17 protein-coding genes are annotated in these 21,023 nt (G+C 40.4%); 11 read left to right on the top strand and 6 right to left on the bottom strand.

Annotated elements, in window-relative coordinates; translation table 11 throughout:
* The first annotated feature begins 18 nt into the window (after positions 1-18).
* From P4S60_RS04400 to P4S60_RS04390, 3 genes are all read left to right on the top strand, one after another.
* Positions 19-390, top strand: a complete 372-nt coding sequence (locus tag P4S60_RS04400; protein ID WP_138556586.1) for a DP-EP family protein — start codon at positions 19-21, stop codon at positions 388-390.
* Positions 391-545: 155 nt separating this feature from the next.
* Positions 546-1,526 carry a GGDEF domain-containing protein gene (locus P4S60_RS04395; protein ID WP_337115145.1) on the top strand — a complete coding sequence of 327 codons (981 nt, stop codon included), beginning with the start codon at positions 546-548 and terminating at the stop codon, positions 1,524-1,526.
* Positions 1,527-1,662: 136 nt separating this feature from the next.
* Positions 1,663-4,182, top strand: coding sequence for a TonB-dependent receptor plug domain-containing protein (locus tag P4S60_RS04390; RefSeq protein WP_337115143.1), 2,520 nt, complete (start codon positions 1,663-1,665; stop codon positions 4,180-4,182).
* A gap of 63 nt (positions 4,183-4,245) precedes the next feature.
* Here P4S60_RS04390 and P4S60_RS04385 read toward each other — a convergent pair whose 3' ends face one another.
* Positions 4,246-5,127 carry a dioxygenase family protein gene (locus tag P4S60_RS04385; protein ID WP_063700341.1) on the bottom strand — a complete coding sequence of 294 codons (882 nt, stop codon included), beginning with the start codon at positions 5,125-5,127 and terminating at the stop codon, positions 4,246-4,248.
* 231 nt (positions 5,128-5,358) lie between these two features.
* Between P4S60_RS04385 and P4S60_RS04380 the strand changes: the two genes are divergently transcribed.
* Genes P4S60_RS04380 through P4S60_RS04370 form a run of 3 tightly spaced genes read left to right on the top strand, consistent with a single transcriptional unit; the run spans position 5,359 to position 8,181 of the window.
* On the top strand, positions 5,359-6,876 hold the full coding sequence (locus P4S60_RS04380) for an ATP-binding protein (protein WP_337115142.1): 1,518 nt from the start codon (positions 5,359-5,361) through the stop codon (positions 6,874-6,876).
* Position 6,877: 1 nt separating this feature from the next.
* Positions 6,878-7,573 (top strand): response regulator, encoded by a 696-nt coding sequence (locus P4S60_RS04375; RefSeq protein WP_119852195.1) that lies wholly within the window; start codon positions 6,878-6,880, stop codon positions 7,571-7,573.
* Positions 7,574-7,632: 59 nt separating this feature from the next.
* A complete protein-coding gene (locus P4S60_RS04370) occupies positions 7,633-8,181 on the top strand; it encodes a hypothetical protein (protein ID WP_337115141.1) in 549 nt (182 codons plus the stop codon).
* Here the strand turns inward: P4S60_RS04370 and P4S60_RS04365 are convergent.
* The 4 genes from P4S60_RS04365 to P4S60_RS04350 all read right to left on the bottom strand — a co-directional run bounded on the left by P4S60_RS04365 (position 8,178) and on the right by P4S60_RS04350 (position 11,624).
* A complete protein-coding gene (locus tag P4S60_RS04365; RefSeq protein ID WP_337115140.1) occupies positions 8,178-9,086 on the bottom strand; it encodes a tetratricopeptide repeat protein in 909 nt (302 codons plus the stop codon). The two genes, P4S60_RS04370 and P4S60_RS04365, sit on opposite strands and share 4 nt — an antisense overlap.
* Before the next feature lie 63 nt (positions 9,087-9,149).
* Positions 9,150-9,887, bottom strand: coding sequence for a hypothetical protein (locus tag P4S60_RS04360; RefSeq protein ID WP_337115139.1), 738 nt, complete (start codon positions 9,885-9,887; stop codon positions 9,150-9,152).
* A 94-nt stretch (positions 9,888-9,981) separates the two neighbouring features.
* Positions 9,982-11,268, bottom strand: coding sequence for a Rid family hydrolase (locus tag P4S60_RS04355; RefSeq protein WP_337116822.1), 1,287 nt, complete (start codon positions 11,266-11,268; stop codon positions 9,982-9,984).
* A 14-nt stretch (positions 11,269-11,282) separates the two neighbouring features.
* Positions 11,283-11,624 (bottom strand): hypothetical protein, encoded by a 342-nt coding sequence (locus P4S60_RS04350; RefSeq protein ID WP_337115138.1) that lies wholly within the window; start codon positions 11,622-11,624, stop codon positions 11,283-11,285.
* 107 nt (positions 11,625-11,731) lie between these two features.
* Between P4S60_RS04350 and P4S60_RS04345 the strand changes: the two genes are divergently transcribed.
* Complete coding sequence (locus P4S60_RS04345) at positions 11,732-12,631, top strand: LysR family transcriptional regulator (RefSeq protein ID WP_337115137.1); 900 nt, start codon at positions 11,732-11,734, stop codon at positions 12,629-12,631.
* Here the strand turns inward: P4S60_RS04345 and P4S60_RS04340 are convergent.
* Positions 12,628-13,980: a magnesium transporter gene (locus P4S60_RS04340; RefSeq protein ID WP_337115136.1), complete on the bottom strand. Its 1,353-nt coding sequence runs from the start codon at positions 13,978-13,980 to the stop codon at positions 12,628-12,630. The genes P4S60_RS04345 and P4S60_RS04340 overlap by 4 nt on opposite strands.
* Positions 13,981-14,241: 261 nt before the next feature.
* On the opposite strand from P4S60_RS04340, the gene P4S60_RS04335 reads away from it, so the two are divergent.
* From P4S60_RS04335 to P4S60_RS04320, 4 genes are all read left to right on the top strand, one after another.
* The gene (locus P4S60_RS04335) at positions 14,242-16,341 is read left to right on the top strand and encodes a cadherin-like domain-containing protein (protein WP_337115135.1); all 2,100 of its coding nucleotides are present in this window, start codon (positions 14,242-14,244) and stop codon (positions 16,339-16,341) included.
* 29 nt (positions 16,342-16,370) lie between these two features.
* Positions 16,371-17,000: a hypothetical protein gene (locus P4S60_RS04330; protein ID WP_337115134.1), complete on the top strand. Its 630-nt coding sequence runs from the start codon at positions 16,371-16,373 to the stop codon at positions 16,998-17,000.
* A 292-nt stretch (positions 17,001-17,292) separates the two neighbouring features.
* Positions 17,293-19,950, top strand: a complete 2,658-nt coding sequence (locus P4S60_RS04325) for a porin (protein WP_337115133.1) — start codon at positions 17,293-17,295, stop codon at positions 19,948-19,950.
* Positions 19,943-21,013, top strand: coding sequence for a cytochrome-c peroxidase (locus P4S60_RS04320; protein ID WP_337115132.1), 1,071 nt, complete (start codon positions 19,943-19,945; stop codon positions 21,011-21,013). Before P4S60_RS04325 ends, P4S60_RS04320 begins: the two co-directional genes overlap by 8 nt.
* The last annotated feature ends 10 nt before the right edge of the window (positions 21,014-21,023 follow it).

Here is a 21,023-nt window from a genome sequence, read left to right as displayed (position 1 = left end):
AACTAGAAGGTAATAACAATGAGCGAAAGTCAAACTTACAACTTTACAGTGAATGTTACACTTAACACTGAAAATGAAGCTGTATTCACATACTTCCAAGACGGTCAGCAAGTTTCTGGTGGCGGTACTGTCAACGAAAGAAACAGCCTAGGTATTTATACACTTGATGACGCAACTGTTGATGCTGGCTTTCAATTTACAGGTGCTAAATTTGCAAACCTTGAAGGTGATTGCGAGCAAGACTTTAGCTTTAAAGTCACTAATGATGGTCAAACAATTGAAATAGCGGATACTGATGAAAATAGCGGCACTGCGTGTATGATTTTCATCGTTGAGTGCAATGGCACAAGCTATGAAAGTGCCGATCCGCAAGTAAAAAATGAAGACTAAAACTAAAAAACTTAATAAAAAGCTCCTTTCAAGGAGCTTTTTTACATTTAAAAACAAACAATTAAAACCAGAAGATTACCAGAAGGTTAATTTGCACTTTTTTAAGTAACTTTATAGACACCAAAATCGTTTGCATCGGCAAAAAGGAAACAAACGTGTCTACTAATAAAAATGAACAACCAAGCACTGCAAAACCAGAACCGAAAAACGCACTTACTCAGTCTATCAATTCAGAGCAACTTGCGCTGATTGCCCAAATGTTTCAGAACATTCCTGAAGGAGTGTTTATCATTAATGGTCAAGGCTCGTTTGAATTTGCAAACCCGATGGCGGCTCAGCTTTTAGGTGACAACCAAGAAGCGTTAATCGGGCAAAACATTTTACATTACCTACACGACACCGACCGTGATAAATACATGTATACCCTACTTAGTTGGTTAGACCATAAAGACTCGCCGATAAGTCTTGGGCCAAACGAAGTTAAAATAAACCGCGCCGATAGTAAAACCCTTGAGGCGGATTTATGTATATCGAGCCTACCAAAAAACATTGCCGTTGCAGAAAATTTATTTATTTGTGTATTACATGATTTATCATCACACAAAGAGCAATATAATCGCTTAATAAAACAGGCTACTACTGACCATTTAACTGGCCTTGCAAATAGATTAACTCTTGAAGAGTCATTAAAAGAGCATTGGCAAGAAAGCGTACAAACTAATCAAGCTATTAGCACTATATTAATCGACATTGATTACTTTAAATTATTCAATGACCGATTCGGTCATGTAAAAGGCGATAAATGCTTACAAAAAGTAGCAACTATAATCGCAGAATCACTCCCTTCTCGTGATTGTTTAGCAGCCCGTTATGGCGGTGAAGAATTCGCCATTATATTACCCCGCTGTCAAAAAGATACGGCCGCCGCCATTGCTAAACATATTCAAATAAAAGTAAATAACATGCCATTTACTGATATAGGTTTACCAAGTGATTTTAGAATAAGTGTAAGCCAAGGAATTGCCTGTGAGTTTAATAATCAATATCGTACTTCAGAGGCATTAATTTGTGCAGCAGATACTGCTTTATACCGAGCAAAAACAGAGGGTAGAAATAAAATAAGCATTAGCGCATAACAAAGTTAATATAATGTAAACACTGTGAGCTAAATAGCTTGTTTAGATAATCATATAGTATACTTTTATGTTATTTGTTTGTTCCTTTTTTATTGATAAACTGCGAAGCGAAATCAACGTCAGAAGGGATCCAATAATGACATTTTTTAAAAAAGTACCTTTGCAACTAGCAATTGCAAGTACACTCGCTACATCAGTGACTGCAATCGCTGCTGAGCAAACAACTGACAACACCGCTCAAGATGTTGAAGTTATTTCTGTTACTGGTACTCGCCGAAGCCTTCGTAGTATTTCTGAAAGTACCGTGCCTGTCGATTTATTAACAAGCCGCGATTTATCAAACACAGGCCAGCTTGATATGAGCCAAGTATTGGCATCACAATTACCAAGTTTTAACTACCCAAGTGCCACCATTGCTGATGGTACTGACCACGCAAAACCGGCTGTTTTACGTGGCCTTGCTCCGGATCACACATTAGTGCTGATTAATGGTAAACGTCGCCATGCCGGTGCATTATTAAACTTAAATGGTACGGTTGGCCGTGGTTCAACGGCTGTAGATTTAAATAATATTCCGACTTCTGCAATTAAACGTGTTGAAATTCTGCGTGATGGCGCTGCAGCTCAATACGGCTCTGACGCGATTGCCGGTGTGATCAATATTGTATTAAAAGATGCCGATGAAGGCGGTAGCGTGAGCTACACATACGGTGAATACGACACACAAATGGCTGGCTCTCCTCAGCTACTAAACACTACAACAGATAGCGAAGGCAACTTAAGCTTTGAAACTGGCAGCGACCGTGAAGTAAACGACGGCATTACGCGCACAGCAAGTGCTAATGCAGGTTTCGCACTAGGCGATAATGGTTTTATTAACGTGTCAATTGAGTCACGTAATAACGAGCCAACAAACCGCTCTGGCTTTGATGCACGTGAGCAGTATAGCCGTGATGAAAATGGCGATTTAGATTCGCGTGAATTTGACTTCGACCGCTATAACCACCGTTTTGGTAAAGCCGATATCGAAGACTTCGCGCTCTTTTATAACCTAGGTTACGAGTTTGATAACTCGCTATCGCTTTACTCATTTGCTAGTTACTCAAACCGTAAAGGTAACTCAGGTGGTTTTTATCGTCGTGCCAACGATTCACGTAACTTAACTGAAGTGTACCCTGACGGTTTCTTACCGCAAATTGATACCGATGTAGATGACTACTCATTTGCAATTGGCTTAAATGGCGAAACTAATGATTGGGCTTGGGATGTAAGCACCAATTATGGTCGTAACGATTTTGGTATTGGCGTAAGCAACAGCTTAAATACCTCGATGGGTGTTAGCAGCCCAACAGAATTTGATGATGGCTCGCTTGTGTATGAACAATACTTAGTAAACATGGATGCTAGCAACACACTAGATTTAGGTTTACCTGATGATGTGTTTGTTACTATTGGTGCTGAGTATCGTCACGAAAACTACCAAATCAAAGCAGGTGAAACAGCCTCTTACCTCACTGTATTAGATGACGATGGCAACCCAGTTGCTGCCGGTGGCGCGCAAGTGTTACCTGGTTTCTCACCAGAAAGTGCAACAGATAAAAGCCGTCATAACATTGCGGTATTTGCAGAGTTTGATACTTACCTAACTACAGATTGGAACCTTGTATTAGCAGGTCGTTTTGAAGATTACAGTGATTTTGGTAGTACTTTTACCTCTAAACTTGCTTCACGCTACAGCATTAACGAGTCGCTGTCGCTACGTGGTGCAATTAGCACAGGTTTTAGAGCGCCATCACTTGCCCAAACTTCATATAAATCAGTAAGCACTGTCTTTGAAAATGGTGTGCCAAATGAAGTGGGCTTATTCCCTGTTGATGAGCCAGCAGCGCAAGCTTTGGGTGCACGTGAACTTGAAGCAGAAGAATCAGTAAATATGACAGCGGGTTTCATCTTTACGCAAGGCGGTTTTAGCTTAACCCTAGATGCGTATCGCATTGAAATTGACGACCGTATCGTTTTGTCTGAAAACTTAAGTGGCTCAGAAGTTGAAGCGATTTTAGCCGAAGCGGGCGAAGTAAATACGCGACGCGTTCGTTACTTTACTAATGCCATTGATTCACGTACGCAAGGTGTTGATATTGTTGCGACCTACTCACTAGGCTTAGAAAACTATGGTGATTTACGCTTAAGTGCAGCGGTTAACTTTAACGACACTGAAGTAACACACGTTAAAGAAAATCCACCTGAATTAGAGGCGCTTGGCGATAGCTACGAGTATTTCTCTCGTCGCGAAATCACACGCTTTGAAAAAGGTACTCCAGCCGATAAATGGAACCTATCTGCAACATGGGATTATGAAAACTTCCAAACAACATTACGAGCAACTCGTTATGGTGAAGTAGTTGATACTGCAAGCAGTGAAGATGGTGATGAAGTACTTGATGCTAAATGGATTGCAGACTTAGAAGTGGCTTACCGCCATGATGAGCAGTGGAAGTTTGCATTAGGCGCCAATAACCTATTCGATCAGTACCCTCAAGATACTGTAAGTAATATTGGTTACAGCGATTTCAACCAAATTTTCCCTTATAGTGGCTTTGCGCCATACAGCTTAGATGGCCGTTTTATTTACGGTAACATCACTTATAGCTTCTAAAAAAATAGGGCGTGAAAGCAGTAATTGCTAACACGCCCTAACCTACAATGATGAGTGAATAAATTAACTAATTTGAATAGTGTGATACGCCAATAAAGTGCCATCACTATTTTGTGCTGTGTTTAAAATAAACTGCTCATAATCACTACCAAACACGTTATCGATGCTAGCAAGAGTTGTATCTTGTTCACCACGTGATTTGTAATCGCTGTGAGTGGTACAAATTTCTTTTGCAAACGCATCAGTAAAACAGAACTGGCTAATTACATAGTCGTTATTGTTGTTTGCTACTTTAAAGTGAATATGAATAGTACGGCCAGAATACCAACCAGGGAAATGCGTTTTAAAGTTCACACGGCCACTGCTATCTGTGATCAATGAACCACGGTACCAAGTACTTGCCTCAGCTTCGGCATCGCCATCTGTACAGAAGTCACCCGCAAAACGTGAGCTATCAGAACTACTGCTAGTATCGCCCGAGTAAATACCGCTGGTATCACAGTGCCAAACCGAGATTTCGTAATTTGCTAATGGGTTACAGTCGCTATCAATTAACTGTAAGCACAGCATCATAGGTAAACCGGTTAAACCATCCGAAATATCTTCGTCTGAATCAGCTTGGAAGTAACATGGGCCTTCGGTTGTTGCCTCAGTAAGTGCTAACACACATGCGGTTGATGTTTCAAAAATACTGTCATCAGGAAAGTCATCGGTAATAAGCGCTGTTGTGCCCGATACATAATCACTGTCGTTCGTGGTTGTTGTATCGCCTGTATCAGTGCTGGTGTCTGTGCCTGTTGAAGTGTCTGTATCTGATGTTGTATCTGTTGACGATACTGTATCTGAGTTACAGCCTAAAAATGCCAACATAGGCACAGCAGCAACTGAAACACCTAATGTTTTTAGCATTTTTCTACGAGTATAAAGTTCAGGTTTTAAAGTCATCTTGTGCCCCTTCGCTAACATGAGTAATTAACGTCGAGTATAAAGAACAAATGTAGAGACTTTGTGTAGAAAAAGTGGTGCTTTTATAGAGTGACTAGGATGCACATGCCAAAAAATAGACATTTATAGTATATTCAATATTGGCTATTACATTTTACTATTATATCTATGAAGTTAATTCACAAACTCTTAATTACTAATCTTATTATTACGTTATTACTGGTATTGACCATGTTTGGCCTGAATGCAATTACCAATAAGCGTATGCTCAATAATGTGTTTGAAGATATAGATAACGAAGCATTTAACCGTATAGCCACTGAAATTAGCCAGCAGTATCAGCAAACGGGTTCGATTGGCATGTTTATCGATTCTAAAGCGCTGTGGTATGAGCTAATTAACCGCAATTTTCATTCAAGCCGTTTATTATTTTCACCCAATAGCCCAAAGCTAAGAGAGCCCGGGCCTTTTACACAAGATGGCCCTCCCGAAAAGCATATGCAAAATGAGGTTATGCCACCCCCGGATGATTTTGGGAAGCCACCATCGTTCGATCAAGCACCTGAATTTGACCCATCAACTGAGTTTAACGAGCTTGCAAACTTTGCTGACATGCGTGAGCCACCGCCTCGCAATAAACCCATGGCTGATGACTTTATACCCTTTGAAAAACGCCTAAGTTTACTTGATGCAAAAGGCGAAATACTGATTGCTGGCAATACCGAAACTGAGGTCGTGAACGAGCAAGAAATCACTCACAATGGTGACGTTGTTGCAGTGCTTCAGCTGCATGCTAACCGCAGTCATGTTAGCGCACTGACTCAGCATTACCTTAATACCCAAATTAATATCAGTTTGTGGACAGCAGGGATTGGTTTATTAATTGCGTTATTGTTTAGTTACTTACTCGCACGTCATTTTACTAACCCAATTTCGCAGCTGAAAAAAGGCGCAAAAGCCCTTGCAGAACGAGAGTTTGAGACCCAAATAACTGTCAACAGCAGTGATGAATTTGCTACCTTAGCGGATGATTTTAATCGTATTGCCACAGAGCTCAGACGCTTTGAGTCGCAGCAAAGCCAATGGATCATGGATATTTCTCATGAGCTGCGCACGCCTTTAACTATTTTAGAGGGTGAACTAGAGGCTATTAACGATGGCATTATCGAACCAAACCAAAAAGCAATAAGCTCACTTCAAGAAGAAGTGGCGCTGTTAAGCCGACTTGTCAACGACTTACATAAAGTCAGTTCACTCGACAGACACAGCTTTAACTATCACATGGAAGCCATTGATTTTAATGCCTTAGTGGCCCTACAAGCGCATAAGTATGCGTTTAAATTTCAATCCAAAAACATCACGCTTAATGCCACCTTACCAGAGCAAACGGTAATGGTTTTGGCCGACCAAAATCGTATTACGCAAGTACTACAAAACATTTTAGAAAATAATTTACGCTATACAGATGAACAGCAAAAAGTCTGGTTAGATTTAACCGTGTCTAACCATCATGTATTTTTGTCGATAGAAGATTCAGGCCCCGGTGTTCCTGATGAAGCCCTTGAAAAACTATTTGATCGTTTATATCGCACCGATAGCTCTCGTAACAGAAAAACCGGCGGTTTTGGCTTAGGCTTGGCAATTTGCCAAACAATTGTTGAAGCCCACCAAGGAAAAATAAATGCAACTAAAAGCCGTTTAGGCGGTCTGTGTATAACGTTAAAACTCCCGCTTGCAGAGGCGCACTAATATGTCAGAAACCTTAGCTAAACAGCATATTCTCGTTATTGAAGATGAAGTTAAAATTGCCGAATTAATAGAAAAGTATTTATATCTTGAAGGGTTTAAAACAAGCCTAATTCACGATGGCAACTGCGCACTGGATGCTGTCAATGAGCTAAACCCTGATTTGATTATTCTCGATATCATGTTGCCAGGCACAAATGGCATCGAGTTGTGCAGCAAGATAAGACAATACAGTGATGTGCCTATTATTATGCTTACAGCACGGGTCGAAGAAATTGATCACTTAATTGGTTTTGATGTGGGTGCCGATGACTATGTTACTAAACCATTCAAACCAAAAGAGTTAATGGCGCGTGTGAAAGCCATTTTAAAACGACGCCGAATGCCAACTAACAAACCGAGTACATTCACAGCAGGCAATATTATTGTTGATCCGAGCGAGTATAAAGTACTGGTAAAAAATGAAGAACTGAAACTTACAATTAATGAATTTAGTTTATTAAAAATATTAATTGCCTCACCTAATAAAGTTTTTTCACGCCAAGATTTACTGACCATGACCCAAGGGAAGTACTTTGAGAGTTACGAGCGCAGTATTGATTCACACATTAAAAACTTGCGTAAAAAGCTGACTCAAGCCGACCCTGATAGCCATTACATTGAGTCAATTTATGGTGTGGGATATAAATTTAAAATTTAAACAACCTTTTTCACACTTGCGACGACTAACTAAATAACATAACCCATTAGGACATCATTATGAATTTAGTACGCATCAGCGCAAGTGCACTCTTAATCACAGCCACTACAGCGTGTATCGGCCTCTCAAATGCCAGTACAGCAAACAACCAAGGTGATTATCGTGTTATCACTTTTAAAGACTGTAAAAAGGTAAGCGAAAGTACCCTCAATAACGAACAGATTGCTGCATACCTAGAGCTTGAACGTGAGCAGGTAAAACTAGAAGCGCTAGAACAACCTATTAGTGACATTGAGCTACAAGTTACTGAGTACTCTGAGCAAATAGAAGCAATCACTGAAGAAGCAGTGATTGAAGACGAGAACCACTTGCGCATTAATAAAACCTTATTAAAAGAGCAAGATAAGTTGGCTAAAGAACTCAATAAACTTATGGCTGCTCATGATGCCGATTTTAAAGCACTGGAACAGCAAGCAAAGTTAATTGAACATGCTGCTAAGCAGTTTGATAAAACTATGAAGCCTTTGATGGAACAAGGTGAGTCAACCCATTTACAAATTTTAGCGCCGGGTGAAGACGAAAAACCAGGGTGTTTTTACACTATCTAAAGTACGTTACCAAGATGTGCATAAAGTTTCGCATGTGATTGACGAATGTCTTCTTTATGCACTTGCTTATACCATTTTAGAGCCTGCTCTGGCTTGCCTGCTTGCCAATTAATTTCAGCTAGGCGTAACGTATAAATGGCAATCACATGGCGATCTGAGTCTAAGTCCATGTACTTAAGAGACTGAGTATAAACAGCGTCAGCTTGCTCATAATTTGCCAGCAGTTGGTGGGTACGCGCTAAATTACCTAAAGCGACAGAGATTTTGCGATTATGGTTGGTTTTTAAAATCCAATCAGCGGCGATTTGTCGGCTTGCAAGTGCGCCATCTACATCACCTAATGAATGAAAAACATTGGCTTTATTCGAAGCCAGTTCAAAGTGAAAAATGGGATCTTTGCTTTTACCAAAGCGGCGCTCTGCCCTATCAAGTATATGCAGTGCCGTTTCTTTGTTGCCAAACACGTATTGCAAATTAGCCAATTCAACCATGCGCATAGGGTTACCAAAAGAGTCAAAGATTGCTTGCAGTTTTTCAAATGCTTTAGTGGCATATTTACGACCTGTTTCAAAGTCGCCTAAATAATGCATTGATTTAGCGTAATAAAAGTAAACTTGCACTTGAAAGACAACAGGCAATTCTTCACTTGAAATGAAGGGCTCAGTGCTATCTTTCAAGGTCTGAAATTCCATTTTGTCGTAGAAATAATCAAACTGATAAGATTTAATCTCATACCAACGCGCAGAGCCCAACTCACTGCTTGCAAGCTGCTGATTAATGTAATCTAAGCAACTAATTTGTGGTTGTTGCTCACAAAACATCTCATGATCACTAAAGTTTTCAGAGGCGCTGACATTAAGGCTAGATAATCCTAGTAATAACAAGGCTAACTTTTTTTCATTCACTATTTTCTCAGTGATAACTCACTCAGAAAACTAACAAAATTTAATGCTTTGTAACAGTATTTTTTAATTAAATTGATAAGTGTAACCCAGTACTAAATTTTGATCTGAGCCGTAATCACTGTCTTCTGTTGCAGCGAATAGCCTGAAACTTTGTTGTTTATCAAATTGATAACTTGCACCAATGGCTGCAAAATAACCTGAATAATCGTTTGACCCCACCGAATACGTCGCGGCAGTCATTAATGTCCATTTTTCGGATAATGGCTTTAAGGCAAATGCGCCTAAATAACCACCATCACTGCTATTTGGAATGAGCACCCAGCCCTCAGGGCCTGGGATCTCTGTTGTTAAACACGCTCCTTGTCCGGCTAAACAGGCAATTTCACCATTAACATGGCTATAACCACCCATAGCAAAAATTTGCCATCCATAAGGTGCAATATCAAAGTAACTCAGTGGCATAAAGGTGCCAACACTGTAGGTTGTACGCTCAGCTCCTTGATCATAACTTTGCTTACCAAAGTTAAAATTAACAATGCCAATATCAAATAGCCACGAGCCTCCAACACGCCACTCATCACCATTAGCACTCACACTAGCATTAAGCTTTTTTACAGCACCTAAACTCAGCGAACCGGTGATCCTTAATTCATCAGAATAACTGGCGCCAAACTGAGTGACGACCTTGGTGGGATCTTCACTCAGTTTAGTTTGTTCACCCGAAGCGGTTTGTGCCGCTGATGTGCTAAACACTGAAAATACTGATAAAGCAGCGAGTGCAGCTTTCTTACCTAATGCCATATTAACGTCCTTTTAGTTTGACTGAGTCACAATTCATAATAACTGTGTATTAGGTAAATAAAAGTGTTTATTTTTTGTTCTTTAACAATATTAGCTACAACGCAGCAATACACTCCACTTCAACCTTTGCGCCAAGTGCCAAGCCGCTGGCTGCAAAAGCACTTCTGGCGGGTAACTTAGTAAAAAATGGCGTGTAGGCTTGATTGGCTAAAGGCCAGTCTTTTATATCTGCCAACATAAGGGTGCATTTAACAACATCGTTAAAATCTAAATTGTGATCTTGCAAAACAAAGCCAATATTTTTCATTGCCTGCGTCATTTGGGTGCTGATGTCATTGCCAGCCAACGCCATGGTGGTTGGCAAGTTGCCTAATTGCCCCGATAAAAATAATAACCCAGCCGCTTCACGCGCCATCACAAACGGTAATTTATCATTATCACCCAAATGAATAAATTGGCCATTTTTAATTACATGAACAATGTTTTGGCTATTGGTGATTTCAATACTTGGATCACTGTTAAGTACCACAAGATTCGCCGTTTTACCTGCCCTTATTGAGCCTGTTTGCTTTTCAATGCCTATCACTTTTGCACCATTAATGGTTGCAGCCTGTAGAGCTTCTAAAGGTGTTAAACCTGCCCGTTCAACTAATAGCTTCATTTCATGGTGCACCATAGGCGTTACAGTATTAAACCTATCACTGGTCACATCGGTACCTGCTGCAATAGTTACACCGGCTTGATGAGCCAATTGTGTAAACAGCCCGCCCCACTCATTAAGCAATAACCCTTTTTCACCACGAGAGGCTTTGGTTTTATCAAAGACCGTTAAGGTTGAGTCTAGAATTGTGCCCTTATTTTTCATCTGTTTTATGAGTGTTTGATAAACTTCTAGTTGCTTTGCATCGCTTTTTTGCTGCTCTGTTAAGGCGACATTTTTACGACGCATATCATAGAAATTTTCAATTACTTGCGCGGCAAAATCGGCAGCATGTGAAATTGTTTCAACCCCACCATTAACCGCTTCAAGCGGTGTTGCTGGGCCAATAAAAGCATGCGACCACACCTTGAGATCATGTTTTTTAGCAGCTTGAGATAACTTTGCTACCACTGCTCCTGGCACATTTGCATAAATTTTGATGCCGGTTGCCCCCAGCCCTTTGCTACGCAGCATAATGGCATCAAAGTCACTGTGTTCATCAACGGCACGCATCCAGTCCACAGCACCCGGGATTTCACCTTTTGCAGAGGCGACTGTGCGGGGGTCAGAAAAGAACGCTTTACCACCAATAATCACAGAATAATAGATATCCGGTGATTGAATAATATCGTTATCGGCTCGTCTTTTAAGTGAACTCAAAGCACGGGTATCGCCGCCCATATCGCGCACACTTGTTACACCCCCTGTAAAAGCTGACGCAAGCGAATGCGTGTGATTTCATCGTTATCTGAATCATCAGGCGAAGTAGCATGGTGCACATGAGTATCGATTAAACCGGGTATTACATACTTACCTGCTAAATCGATTTTAATGACATCATCGGCAAAGCGACGAGAGTTTGCAGGAACAATTTGTTTGATTTTGTCATCTTCTATGATGATGGTTTGTGCTTTATTAACCGACAAGGCTTCGACGTCGATTAGGTTCACATTTTGTAATGCAATGGTTTGTGCCATCACCGACGACGATAAAGCCAATGCAATGCTGGCAAGTAATGTGTTGATGCCCGATTTCATAATCACCTCTTATTCTTGTTTTAACTCCCAACTTACACCTGAATTGCTTGGTTTTACATCTCACAAAAGTTTATAGTGTATAAACTTATAGTTTAAAAATAATAACAATGAACAAACTAGAAGCCGTTAGGGCCTTATGCTTAGTTGCTGAATATCAAAGCTTTACGCAAGCTGCTAAGCAGATGCAGTTGTCTACCACCATGGTTAGCCGCTACGTTAAACAGTTAGAGCAAAACTTAGGCTGCTTGCTGTTAAAACGAAACACCCGCAAAGTTTGCTTAACCGATGCAGGCCAAAACTATGTTCTGCAAATGAAGCCATTGCTGAATAAATTTAATGAAGTTGATGCAGAGCTAAGCGGGCTTAGCCAAACGCCTAGCGGCAAGCTGGCTATTTCAGCCAGTATTGAATTTGGTTGCCAATATTTAGCACCTTTGGTTAGTCAATATCAGCATGATTTCCCGGATGTGAAATTAGATATTGTATTGTCTAATACGCCTGTTGATTTATTTGATAGCCAAATTGATCTGGCATTTAGAGTTGCTCCTTCATTACCTGATGCCAGCCACATAGCGCAGACGGTTTGCCACTCATCATTATCTTTATGGGCCAGTCCTGCCTACTTAAAAAAACATGGTACGCCAACAGATATTGAGGCTTTATCTGAACATAGATTACTGTTTTTCAGTCATCATATTCGTCATGATCAATGGATTTTTTTGCTAGATGGTCAGCATGTTTGCCGCAAGTTTAACTGGGCAATGACCTCTAATAATGGCCGATTTTTAAATGAAGCAGCGGCAGCGGGTGATGGGATAATTCAAGCGCCTCGTTATTCAGTCGCCCCGTTTATAAAGTCAGGCGAATTAGTCGAGGTGTTAGCAGAGCACACCCTCAAACCATTAACGATTGCTGCGGTTTATCCGCATAGGTATGCGCTGTCAAATCGGGTCAAATCATTTGTTGAGCTGGCTAAACACTACTTTAGCCAGCATCCGATCCCTTAAAGAAGGAGTAAACTACCTAAACCTAGGAAGGTAACAAAACCGACGATATCGGTGACTGTGGTCAGAATAACTGAGCCTGAAAGGGCTGGATCGATTTTAAGCTTATCTAAAATCGATGGGATCACTACCCCTGATAATGAAGCAGCAACCAAGTTAAGTAAAATAGCGATAGTAATTGTTAGACTTAACATGCCATCGTTGAACCAAAAATAAGTAAGCACACCAATCACAAAGGCCCAAACACAGCCGTTTAACGCCCCTACTCTAAGCTCTTTTTTCAGCAGCGCTTTGCGGTTAGAGTCGGTAACCTGACCGAGTGCCAAACCGCGTACAATAACCGTTAACGTTTGACTACCTGCAATACCGCCCATAGAAGCGACAACCGGCATTAATACCGCAAGCGCAACCACTTGCTCGATAGTTGCCCCAAACAAACCGATAAACCAAGACGCTAAAAATGCTGTTGCGAGGTTAATACCAAGCCAAATACCGCGGTTTTTTGCCGACTTAGTGACGCTTGAGAACAGATCCTCGTCTTCACGTAGACCACCCGCTTTTGCAGCAGCTTCGTCGGTCACTTCTTGACGCAATTCATAAGCTGATGACACTGACAATCGGCCTAATAGTTTGTTGTCGGCATTCACAACTGGCATTGCCATTTGTTCACTGTGAATAACCACTTCAGCGGCTTCGTACAGGTCGTCATCAGCATGTAAAACCGACACATCTAGGTTTGCGTAATCCAGCAAGCTGTCGTTATCATTGGCTTTAAATAATGCATTAATTGCCACTTCACCAATTAATGTACCTTTGCGACTGACCAAATAAATCACTTCGGTGTATTGCGGTAAGCCTTTTTGAAAAATTTTACGCGCGCCAGCTACAGTGAGTTTTTCTGACACTTTTAGCGCATCAAAATCGAGCCAGTGACCTAACTGCTCTGGGTTATATTGTTGTGCTAGTTCGTATCGTTTAGTTTGAACTTCATCAAGCTGTCTGCGAGCATAATCAACAAAGCGCTCAGGAATAATTTCTTCAAGTTCAAGTAACTCTTCTACGCTCACTTCGTCAAGTAGCTTAAACCCTTCAGCTTCATCTAGGCTTTGCAATAACCAACGACAGCTATCGCCACCTAGGTTAATGAAGATTTCATGTTGTGTATCTTCATCAAGTAATTGCCATATTTCTAAACGCTGTTCTTTAGGTAACGCTTCGAACAATAACGATAAATGTTCAGTAGAAAGCTTTTCTTTAGCATCAGCAAGTAACTTATTTTTGCGTGTTGTGGTATCACACTGAAGCAAGTCATCAATTAACTGGGGAAGTTGGTCAACAGGATACTCAATCATTTGAGACCTCGGTTAATTACATCAATAACAATAGTCTAACGCAGCTGGCAAAAAATAACTGCTCTGAAAAGGTATATTTTTTTGAAACCAAGCAATTACCCCCTGCTCTAAAACATCGTTTTTAAATCACTGTTCAAGTTAGAGAACCACAGTTGCACAAAAAAGCACAATCAAACGCAATTAAGATCTATTATCATTCGCATTATAATGATAACATCTCAACCCTCCTTAACTTTCTCAATAATAAATACGGGTATCAGCATGAAAAACAGAATAAAGTATTTACCACTTGTGATTGCATTTGCTCTCACTGGATGCGGTGGTTCAGATAATAATGATGCACCTGAGTTCACCAGCAACTTAACATTCACATTAGATGAAGACACATCTATTACGGGCCAAGTTGTGGCAGCAGATGATGATGCTGTTAGCTATACCCTAGGCTCTGCAGCAAGTAACGGACTATTTGCTTTAAATGCTGATGGTACATTTACCTATACCCCAAAAGAAAATTTTGCAGGCCAAGACACAGTAACCGTTACCGCCACTGACGGCAGCTTAAGTACTGATGCAGTACTTACTTTTACGGTTAACAACGTTAACGATGCACCAACGCTTACAAGCCAGTCAATCACTGTAACCACCTCAACAACAACTGAAGGTTCATTAACTTTTAATGATGCCGACGGTGACACTGTAACTGTCTCTTTAGTAACGCCTCCTACCAACGGCGCACTTACTTTAGATGAACAAACGGGGGCATTTACATTTACCGCAGAAACGCTGTCAGAAATTAACGACAGTTTTGTTATTGAATTTACCGATGGCAATATTAGCTCGCCTATCAGCGCAACCATTGAATTAAAACCTTCGTATGTTACGAACGAAGATAAACTTAATTACTACTACAGCTCAGATAAGTCTCATTTAAAACAAGCCCAAGCGATTAGTGAAAATATCAATGACGATATTTACATGGACGAAGTAAACACACAATTAGCTATTGGTTACCTTATTGCAGGCTTTGCTGAGAAAGCAGACGAACACTTCAACAAAATTACAGCAATAGACACAAAAGCAAATGCCTATTTAGATGCAGCTAAATCTCTTGATTTAATAAATTTAAGTGAAAAAGCTTTAACGTTTAGACAAGATGCTGCAACTCTTTACAATCAATACCTTGCTGAAAAAGGACTGGATAATATCAGCAGCTCAGATCCGGGCTTTTATCTGACTTTAACGAATCAATACAACGCAGCTGGCCAAACTGAGGCCGCTCAAGCCATGTTAGACACACTAAAACTTTATGCAAGTGAGGTTTATACAGAAGAATATAATGCGACTTATATTAGGTTCATATCTGCAATCAAAAAAACCGTTGAATCTTCTAAAGAGCAATATGCTGCAACCCACAAAGAAACAGTAAGAAATGAAGGAGTAAAAGTCACTCAAGCCATGGCCGAATTAAGTGAAAAAATCGGTTACTTTATACAAAAGTCAGGTGACTACAAAGGCCAACCAACTGAGCGTATGCGGGCACTTTACATTGCATGGTCTGCTCAATCTTTTATACAACTCAATGAAGTTGATTTGGCAAAATATTATACGAACTTAGCGCTTTCATATTATGGTGTTGTTGGTTTTGATAATACATATAGCTTTACTGCAAGCCCATATGCAGAAGCAACTTTAGCTTCATACACCTATCCATTAGAAGTTTTAACAGCAAATATTAAAGCTTTATATGATGTAGAGCTTTCAAATAATCCCGCTTTTGCTTTACTCACAGATCAAGATGACAAAGATGATGCTGTTGAATTTTCTTTTGCTTATGAAGTAGCTAACAAGCTACAAGCAGGTATCACCATAGATGATGCAGTACAAAACGCGAAAGAATACTTTATGAGTGGCGAATCACCTAATGCAACAAGCTTCTATCAAACACTTATAACTTCATCAGGCCAACCTGGTGCAGCTGATATTCTTCGAGTTCGAGGTGAAAATGAACTTGGCCTAATTCTGGCGGATTACGCCGCAGATATACTATTTTCTGAAGACTATGTTTTAAGCCAGACTAGAATTACTTACATTACTGACCGGTATGGTTGTGCTGGTCTAGTCGATCTTGCAATAGCATTAGGTAATGAGCAACAAGCTAAAAATTACGCACAGCGCTGTTCAGATATTATAGATACTTACTTTATTGAAAATAATACTAACTTCACTACCGACGCAGCTGCTTATGCATTGAATCACCAGCTAGCTACTTTCGGGCTCGTATCTCAACCTGAATCAATAGCTATCACCGCAGAAAAACTTAACACTCTAATTAATTTGTTTGAAAAAAACAAACACAAATAGAATGGCGATTAAGTTCACTCGGATACCTAGTGCAAGCTGGGCTAATTGATATGGCGCTAAATTGGTTAGATATCAGCTTGACCACACTTCAATCAGAACAATCAAACCTTGATATTAATGACTATAAATCTCTACTTACTCAAGCACTTTACGCGACACTTAGCACTGGCAAAACAAGTGGTGGACTATTCGAAAGCTATTCCCTCACCTCATCATTAGCCAGATTTCAGGTAAATAACGAGCAATATGCCTCAGCTTATGCTGAAACAATTGAGATGTTAAAGCCATTTGTAGCCAATGCAAATACGTTTGTACTCTTACAAGACGATAAAGTTATACAAAGTAATCTTGAATCATTGCTTACTTTTCAGACCCTACTTGGCAATGATGCCGCGGTAAAAGAATTAATTGCTCACTCAGTCAATGCTGAGGCAGATAAGATATCACTTACAGCCCTTTATGCTAACTTAGTCGCTCAAAGAGATGATTTCCCTACATCTTCGATCGCAAGTATCGATACAGACCACGATGGCAAACCCAACTTCTTCTTATCAGGCGCATCAGAACAAGCAATTGCTGAATCGGGCTTAATTGCAGATACCGATGCTGACAATGATGGTATTGAAGACAGTATCGATGTGACTCCTTTAGGAGAATAACCCATTCATAATACGGCGAGGCATTTCAGCCTCGCCCGCCATGTTAAAACCCCAAAAAATTCAAAATATATACAAACAAAGGAATTTAATATTCCCTGCAAAGCTAAAAAACAACAAAATACAATTGAGATCTATTTCTATTCGTATTTTTAATTGATACAATCACCCACTCTTACCTTTATGCAAAATACGCAACAAATAAAGCAATTAATTTAATAAAGGTAATTAACTATTGCCAGCTCTTATGCGGCCTTCTCTTTAATCTAATTGGTACTATTTCAGGAGTTTTACCATGCAAATGCGCTACTTATCAGCGTGTTTGATGCTTTTACTTAATGCCCCTATACACGCTAATGAAGTAAAGCAGCAAGCAACAGATCCTCAATGTAACGATAAGAACAACAAGCAATGTACCGATAAAGAGATAGAGCGCATTACTGTTAAAGGGCAATACATCGGGATTGAAGTACCTGAGGTGATAGGTCGTGCCTATTTAGATAGAAACTTTATCGAAGCGACTCCAAAAGGTAATGGTGATATCAACGAATTGATTGCCTTACTGCCGGGCGTGCAATTAAGTGAAGACCACTACTCGATTGATAACCTTGCTGAAATTAGCGCCCCTGAAATAAGTATCTCGGGTGCAAAGCCTTGGCAAACAGTGTTTATGATTGATGGCATGAATTATAACAATCGTCTTGATCCTGCCAGTGCGAGCCGTATTGGTGCCTCTGAAAATGAGGTGTCAGGCGGTGTGCAGAGCATGAACATTAACAGTCAAATTGTTGAGTCGATTACTGTTTACGATCATAACATTCCTGCAGACTTTGGCGATTTTTCTGGTGGCGTGGTCGATGCCGAAACGATTTCACCTTTTTCTACAGATACTCGTGTGAGCTTTGGTATTCGTGGTAACCGCAGTGACTGGGGTGAATACCATATAATCGATAACGGTGAGTCTGATGACACCGCAGAGGGCAAAGACGACCTTGAGCCACCAATCTATGAAAAAACGAATATCGATTTTTCAATCCAAAAAAAGCTAAATGATAAACATGCTTTTTTGATGAGCGTGAGCTATTTAAAAAGTGATATTTCGGATATTTCGCTCTCAGCACAGAAGGTCGAAAGTAGAGAAAACATTAACGCCTTACTGAAATACAGCTATCGCGATGGCTGGGTTGATTCACTTGATTTAAGTGTTATGTATGCTCCTTATACTTCAGACTCGTACTTGAAAGACGTGCTCAATAGTGACTATCAAGTTGAGGGTGGCAGCATTGGTTTTACTGCAAATTTAGCTGAAGAAACCCGCTTTGGTCACTTCAGCAGCAAATTCAATATGAGTCAAAGTGATAATAACCGTACAGGGCCTGCGCACTTTTATACTTGGCTTCAAGCTAAAGGCAAAGAATGGGGTCAATTAGCCGATCAAAGCGTCGACTCAATTCCTGTTTCAGAGTACGGCGGCTATGGCAACCTTGATAACACGCAAACCACCTTTAATTGGCGAAATACCCTAACACTTGAGCGTAAAAAGTGGGGCAATACTGAACATGCAATTCGCGTGGGCACTGAACTCAACCATCAAAATTATGAGCGAACTCGCCAACAAAACTATTATAAGTATGACTCACCAATTCAATACTCATCAACCAACGCACAACTAAACTGTAGTGGCTATGCCCTTGATTGTGTTGAGCAAAGTTTTTATGTTGATTTAGATACCCTTGCCGAACAATTAGGTGGCAGTATCGATTTTAATAACCCAGAGCACTTACTTGCCTACTCTAATAACGTAGCAACAACAGCCCAGTATTTTAACTCCCGTCTTGTCACGCCACGTGAAAAAATCGATGTAAGCTTAAATAAAGCGGCACTGTATGCAACCGATGTGATCACTTGGAAGCAGTTTGATTTTCATTTAGGCGTTAGATACGACTACGATGATTTTTTCAAAAATCACAATATCGCGCCACGATTTTCAATGGGTTATGACGTATTTAACGATGGCAATACACTACTGACTGCGGGTTTAAACCGTTATTACGATGCAGGCCTACTTGGTTATAAAATTAAAGAGCAACAAAAGTTTGCTTACCGTGAGTACCGCCCTATTCAAAGTGGCTACTTACAAGCTTGGCTTCCTTCTTCTTACACAGGAAACTTTCGTTATATTTATGACGATGTGAAAAGCCCTTACGATGATGAAGTTGCGTTAGGTCTTCGCCATGCTACCGAGAGTTTCGGTAACTTTGCAGTGAAATACGTACATCGCGACAAAAAAGACCAGCTATCCAGAAATGAAGAAACCAACCTAAAAAACGACGGTTATCAATATATTACTATTTATAATAATGGTACTGGCGAAAGCGAGCGTTACTCGCTGTCTTGGGATGCCAAATTTGGCGACCATTCAATTTGGGCCAACGCATCTTATAGCCAAAATAGTGAAAGCAATAGCGACTACACCGCGACTCCTGACAACACCCCTATCGAGACACTGGTTTACTATGAAGGTGAGCTCATGAGCTTATCTGAGTTAGATACCCTCAAAGCGAATTTTGGTCGCCCAGTAACTGCTAACTTTGGTTGGAATACCAACTGGACTGATACGTTTTCAACTGGTTTAACAGCAACCTACAGCGGCAGTTACACAACTGCAATTAAGTCTAGCAGCGATCAACAAATTGGTATTGCTAGTGAGTGTACTACGTGTGAAGCAGTTGAAATATTTGTACCAAAATACGAAGCACATACCTTTGATTCTCGCATTATGTTTGCCTTAAGTAGTCGTTGGAATTATCAAATAAGTCAATCTCAATCTGTTGAGTTCCGTCTTGATGTCAGCAACTTACTCAACGCACGTAGCCATGCTATTACAGAAGGAAACTCAGGTATTGAACCCGGAAGAATGTTTTGGTTAGGGGTGTCTTATAACTATGAATAAGTGGTTACTTCTCTTTACGTGCAGCATTTTTACAGCGAGCGCCTTTGCGCAAGAGCAGTCATTACGAGAATTATACGCAAAGCCCCAGGATGAGTGGCCAGCGATTATTAGTAGTAAAGATGTGCCAGCTGCACCGCTTAAACCTTTAAAAGCCAAGCCGATTAAGCAAAGTGATGAGATCATCGCATTAGGTGAAAAACTATTTAACGATACCCGTTTGTCGCGAGATAACACGGTAAGCTGTGCAAGTTGTCATGAGTCTCGATTGGCGTTTTCAGATAGGCGTAAACTAGCAGTCGGCATTGACGGTCAAGTCGGCACACGAAACACCCAAGCCATTATTGGTATTGATCATTGGCAAAGCTTCTTTTGGGATGGCAGAGCTAAAACTGCAGCTCAGCAAGCATTAATGCCTATCGAAAACCCGATAGAAATGGGCAGTTCGGTTGAGCTTGTGCTTAACAAAGTAAACAGTGCTGAGGACTATAAAAACCCAATATTTAATGCCTTTGGCAAAGAAACGCTTAATAAAGAGCTATTGGCTCTTGCACTTGTTGCCTATGAACGCTCATTTGATATTCCTGAATCACTTTTCACGCGCTTTATCGATAAAGCACAAACAAACCCTAGTGAAGCTGTCGCACTTTTAGACGATCAACAACTTGAAGGATTACATCTATTTAGAACCAAAGCGAGATGTATGACTTGCCATGAAGGTGCTTTACTCAGTGACAATGAATTTCATGTTACGGGGCTGCATTATTATGGTCGAAAACTTCAAGATTTAGGGCGTTTTGATGCCACCCAAGACCCCGCTGATATAGGCAAGTTTAGAACCCCTTCTCTTTTAGCATTACAACAAAGTACGCCTTGGATGCACCATGGTGGCTTTCAAAGTTTGCTGGGGATAGTCAACTTTTATAATGCAGGTGGAGCAAGGCCAAAACCGAGCAAAAAATTTAAAGATGATCCAAACTACCCACAAACAACTGAGTTACTGCATAAGTTAGCACTCAGTAAAGATGAAAAAAATGCGCTTATCGCATTTTTAGAAACCCTTTAACTGCACGCTC

It is taken from the genome of Pseudoalteromonas sp. Hal040, from assembly GCF_037162425.1.
GTDB lineage: Bacteria > Pseudomonadota > Gammaproteobacteria > Enterobacterales > Alteromonadaceae > Pseudoalteromonas > Pseudoalteromonas gelatinilytica.
Note: the sequence above shows the minus strand (reverse complement) of the source record. Positions and strands in the feature narration are given on the sequence as shown.

What these genes read in the sequence shown, in the direction of transcription:
- P4S60_RS04335 (WP_337115135.1), top strand. Translation starts at nt 14,242, where the DNA reads ATGAAAAACAGAATAAAGTATTTACCACTTGTGATTGCATTTGCTCTC.
- P4S60_RS04350 (WP_337115138.1), bottom strand. Translation starts at nt 11,624, where the DNA reads ATGAAATCGGGCATCAACACATTACTTGCCAGCATTGCATTGGCTTTA.
- P4S60_RS04325 (WP_337115133.1), top strand. Translation starts at nt 17,293, where the DNA reads ATGCAAATGCGCTACTTATCAGCGTGTTTGATGCTTTTACTTAATGCC.
- P4S60_RS04390 (WP_337115143.1), top strand. Translation starts at nt 1,663, where the DNA reads ATGACATTTTTTAAAAAAGTACCTTTGCAACTAGCAATTGCAAGTACA.
- P4S60_RS04375 (WP_119852195.1), top strand. Translation starts at nt 6,878, where the DNA reads ATGTCAGAAACCTTAGCTAAACAGCATATTCTCGTTATTGAAGATGAA.
- P4S60_RS04320 (WP_337115132.1), top strand. Translation starts at nt 19,943, where the DNA reads ATGAATAAGTGGTTACTTCTCTTTACGTGCAGCATTTTTACAGCGAGC.
- P4S60_RS04380 (WP_337115142.1), top strand. Translation starts at nt 5,359, where the DNA reads ATGTTTGGCCTGAATGCAATTACCAATAAGCGTATGCTCAATAATGTG.
- P4S60_RS04345 (WP_337115137.1), top strand. Translation starts at nt 11,732, where the DNA reads ATGAACAAACTAGAAGCCGTTAGGGCCTTATGCTTAGTTGCTGAATAT.
- P4S60_RS04360 (WP_337115139.1), bottom strand. Translation starts at nt 9,887, where the DNA reads ATGGCATTAGGTAAGAAAGCTGCACTCGCTGCTTTATCAGTATTTTCA.
- P4S60_RS04340 (WP_337115136.1), bottom strand. Translation starts at nt 13,980, where the DNA reads ATGATTGAGTATCCTGTTGACCAACTTCCCCAGTTAATTGATGACTTG.
- P4S60_RS04370 (WP_337115141.1), top strand. Translation starts at nt 7,633, where the DNA reads ATGAATTTAGTACGCATCAGCGCAAGTGCACTCTTAATCACAGCCACT.
- P4S60_RS04355 (WP_337116822.1), bottom strand. Translation starts at nt 11,268, where the DNA reads ATGGGCGGCGATACCCGTGCTTTGAGTTCACTTAAAAGACGAGCCGAT.
- P4S60_RS04400 (WP_138556586.1), top strand. Translation starts at nt 19, where the DNA reads ATGAGCGAAAGTCAAACTTACAACTTTACAGTGAATGTTACACTTAAC.
- P4S60_RS04385 (WP_063700341.1), bottom strand. Translation starts at nt 5,127, where the DNA reads ATGACTTTAAAACCTGAACTTTATACTCGTAGAAAAATGCTAAAAACA.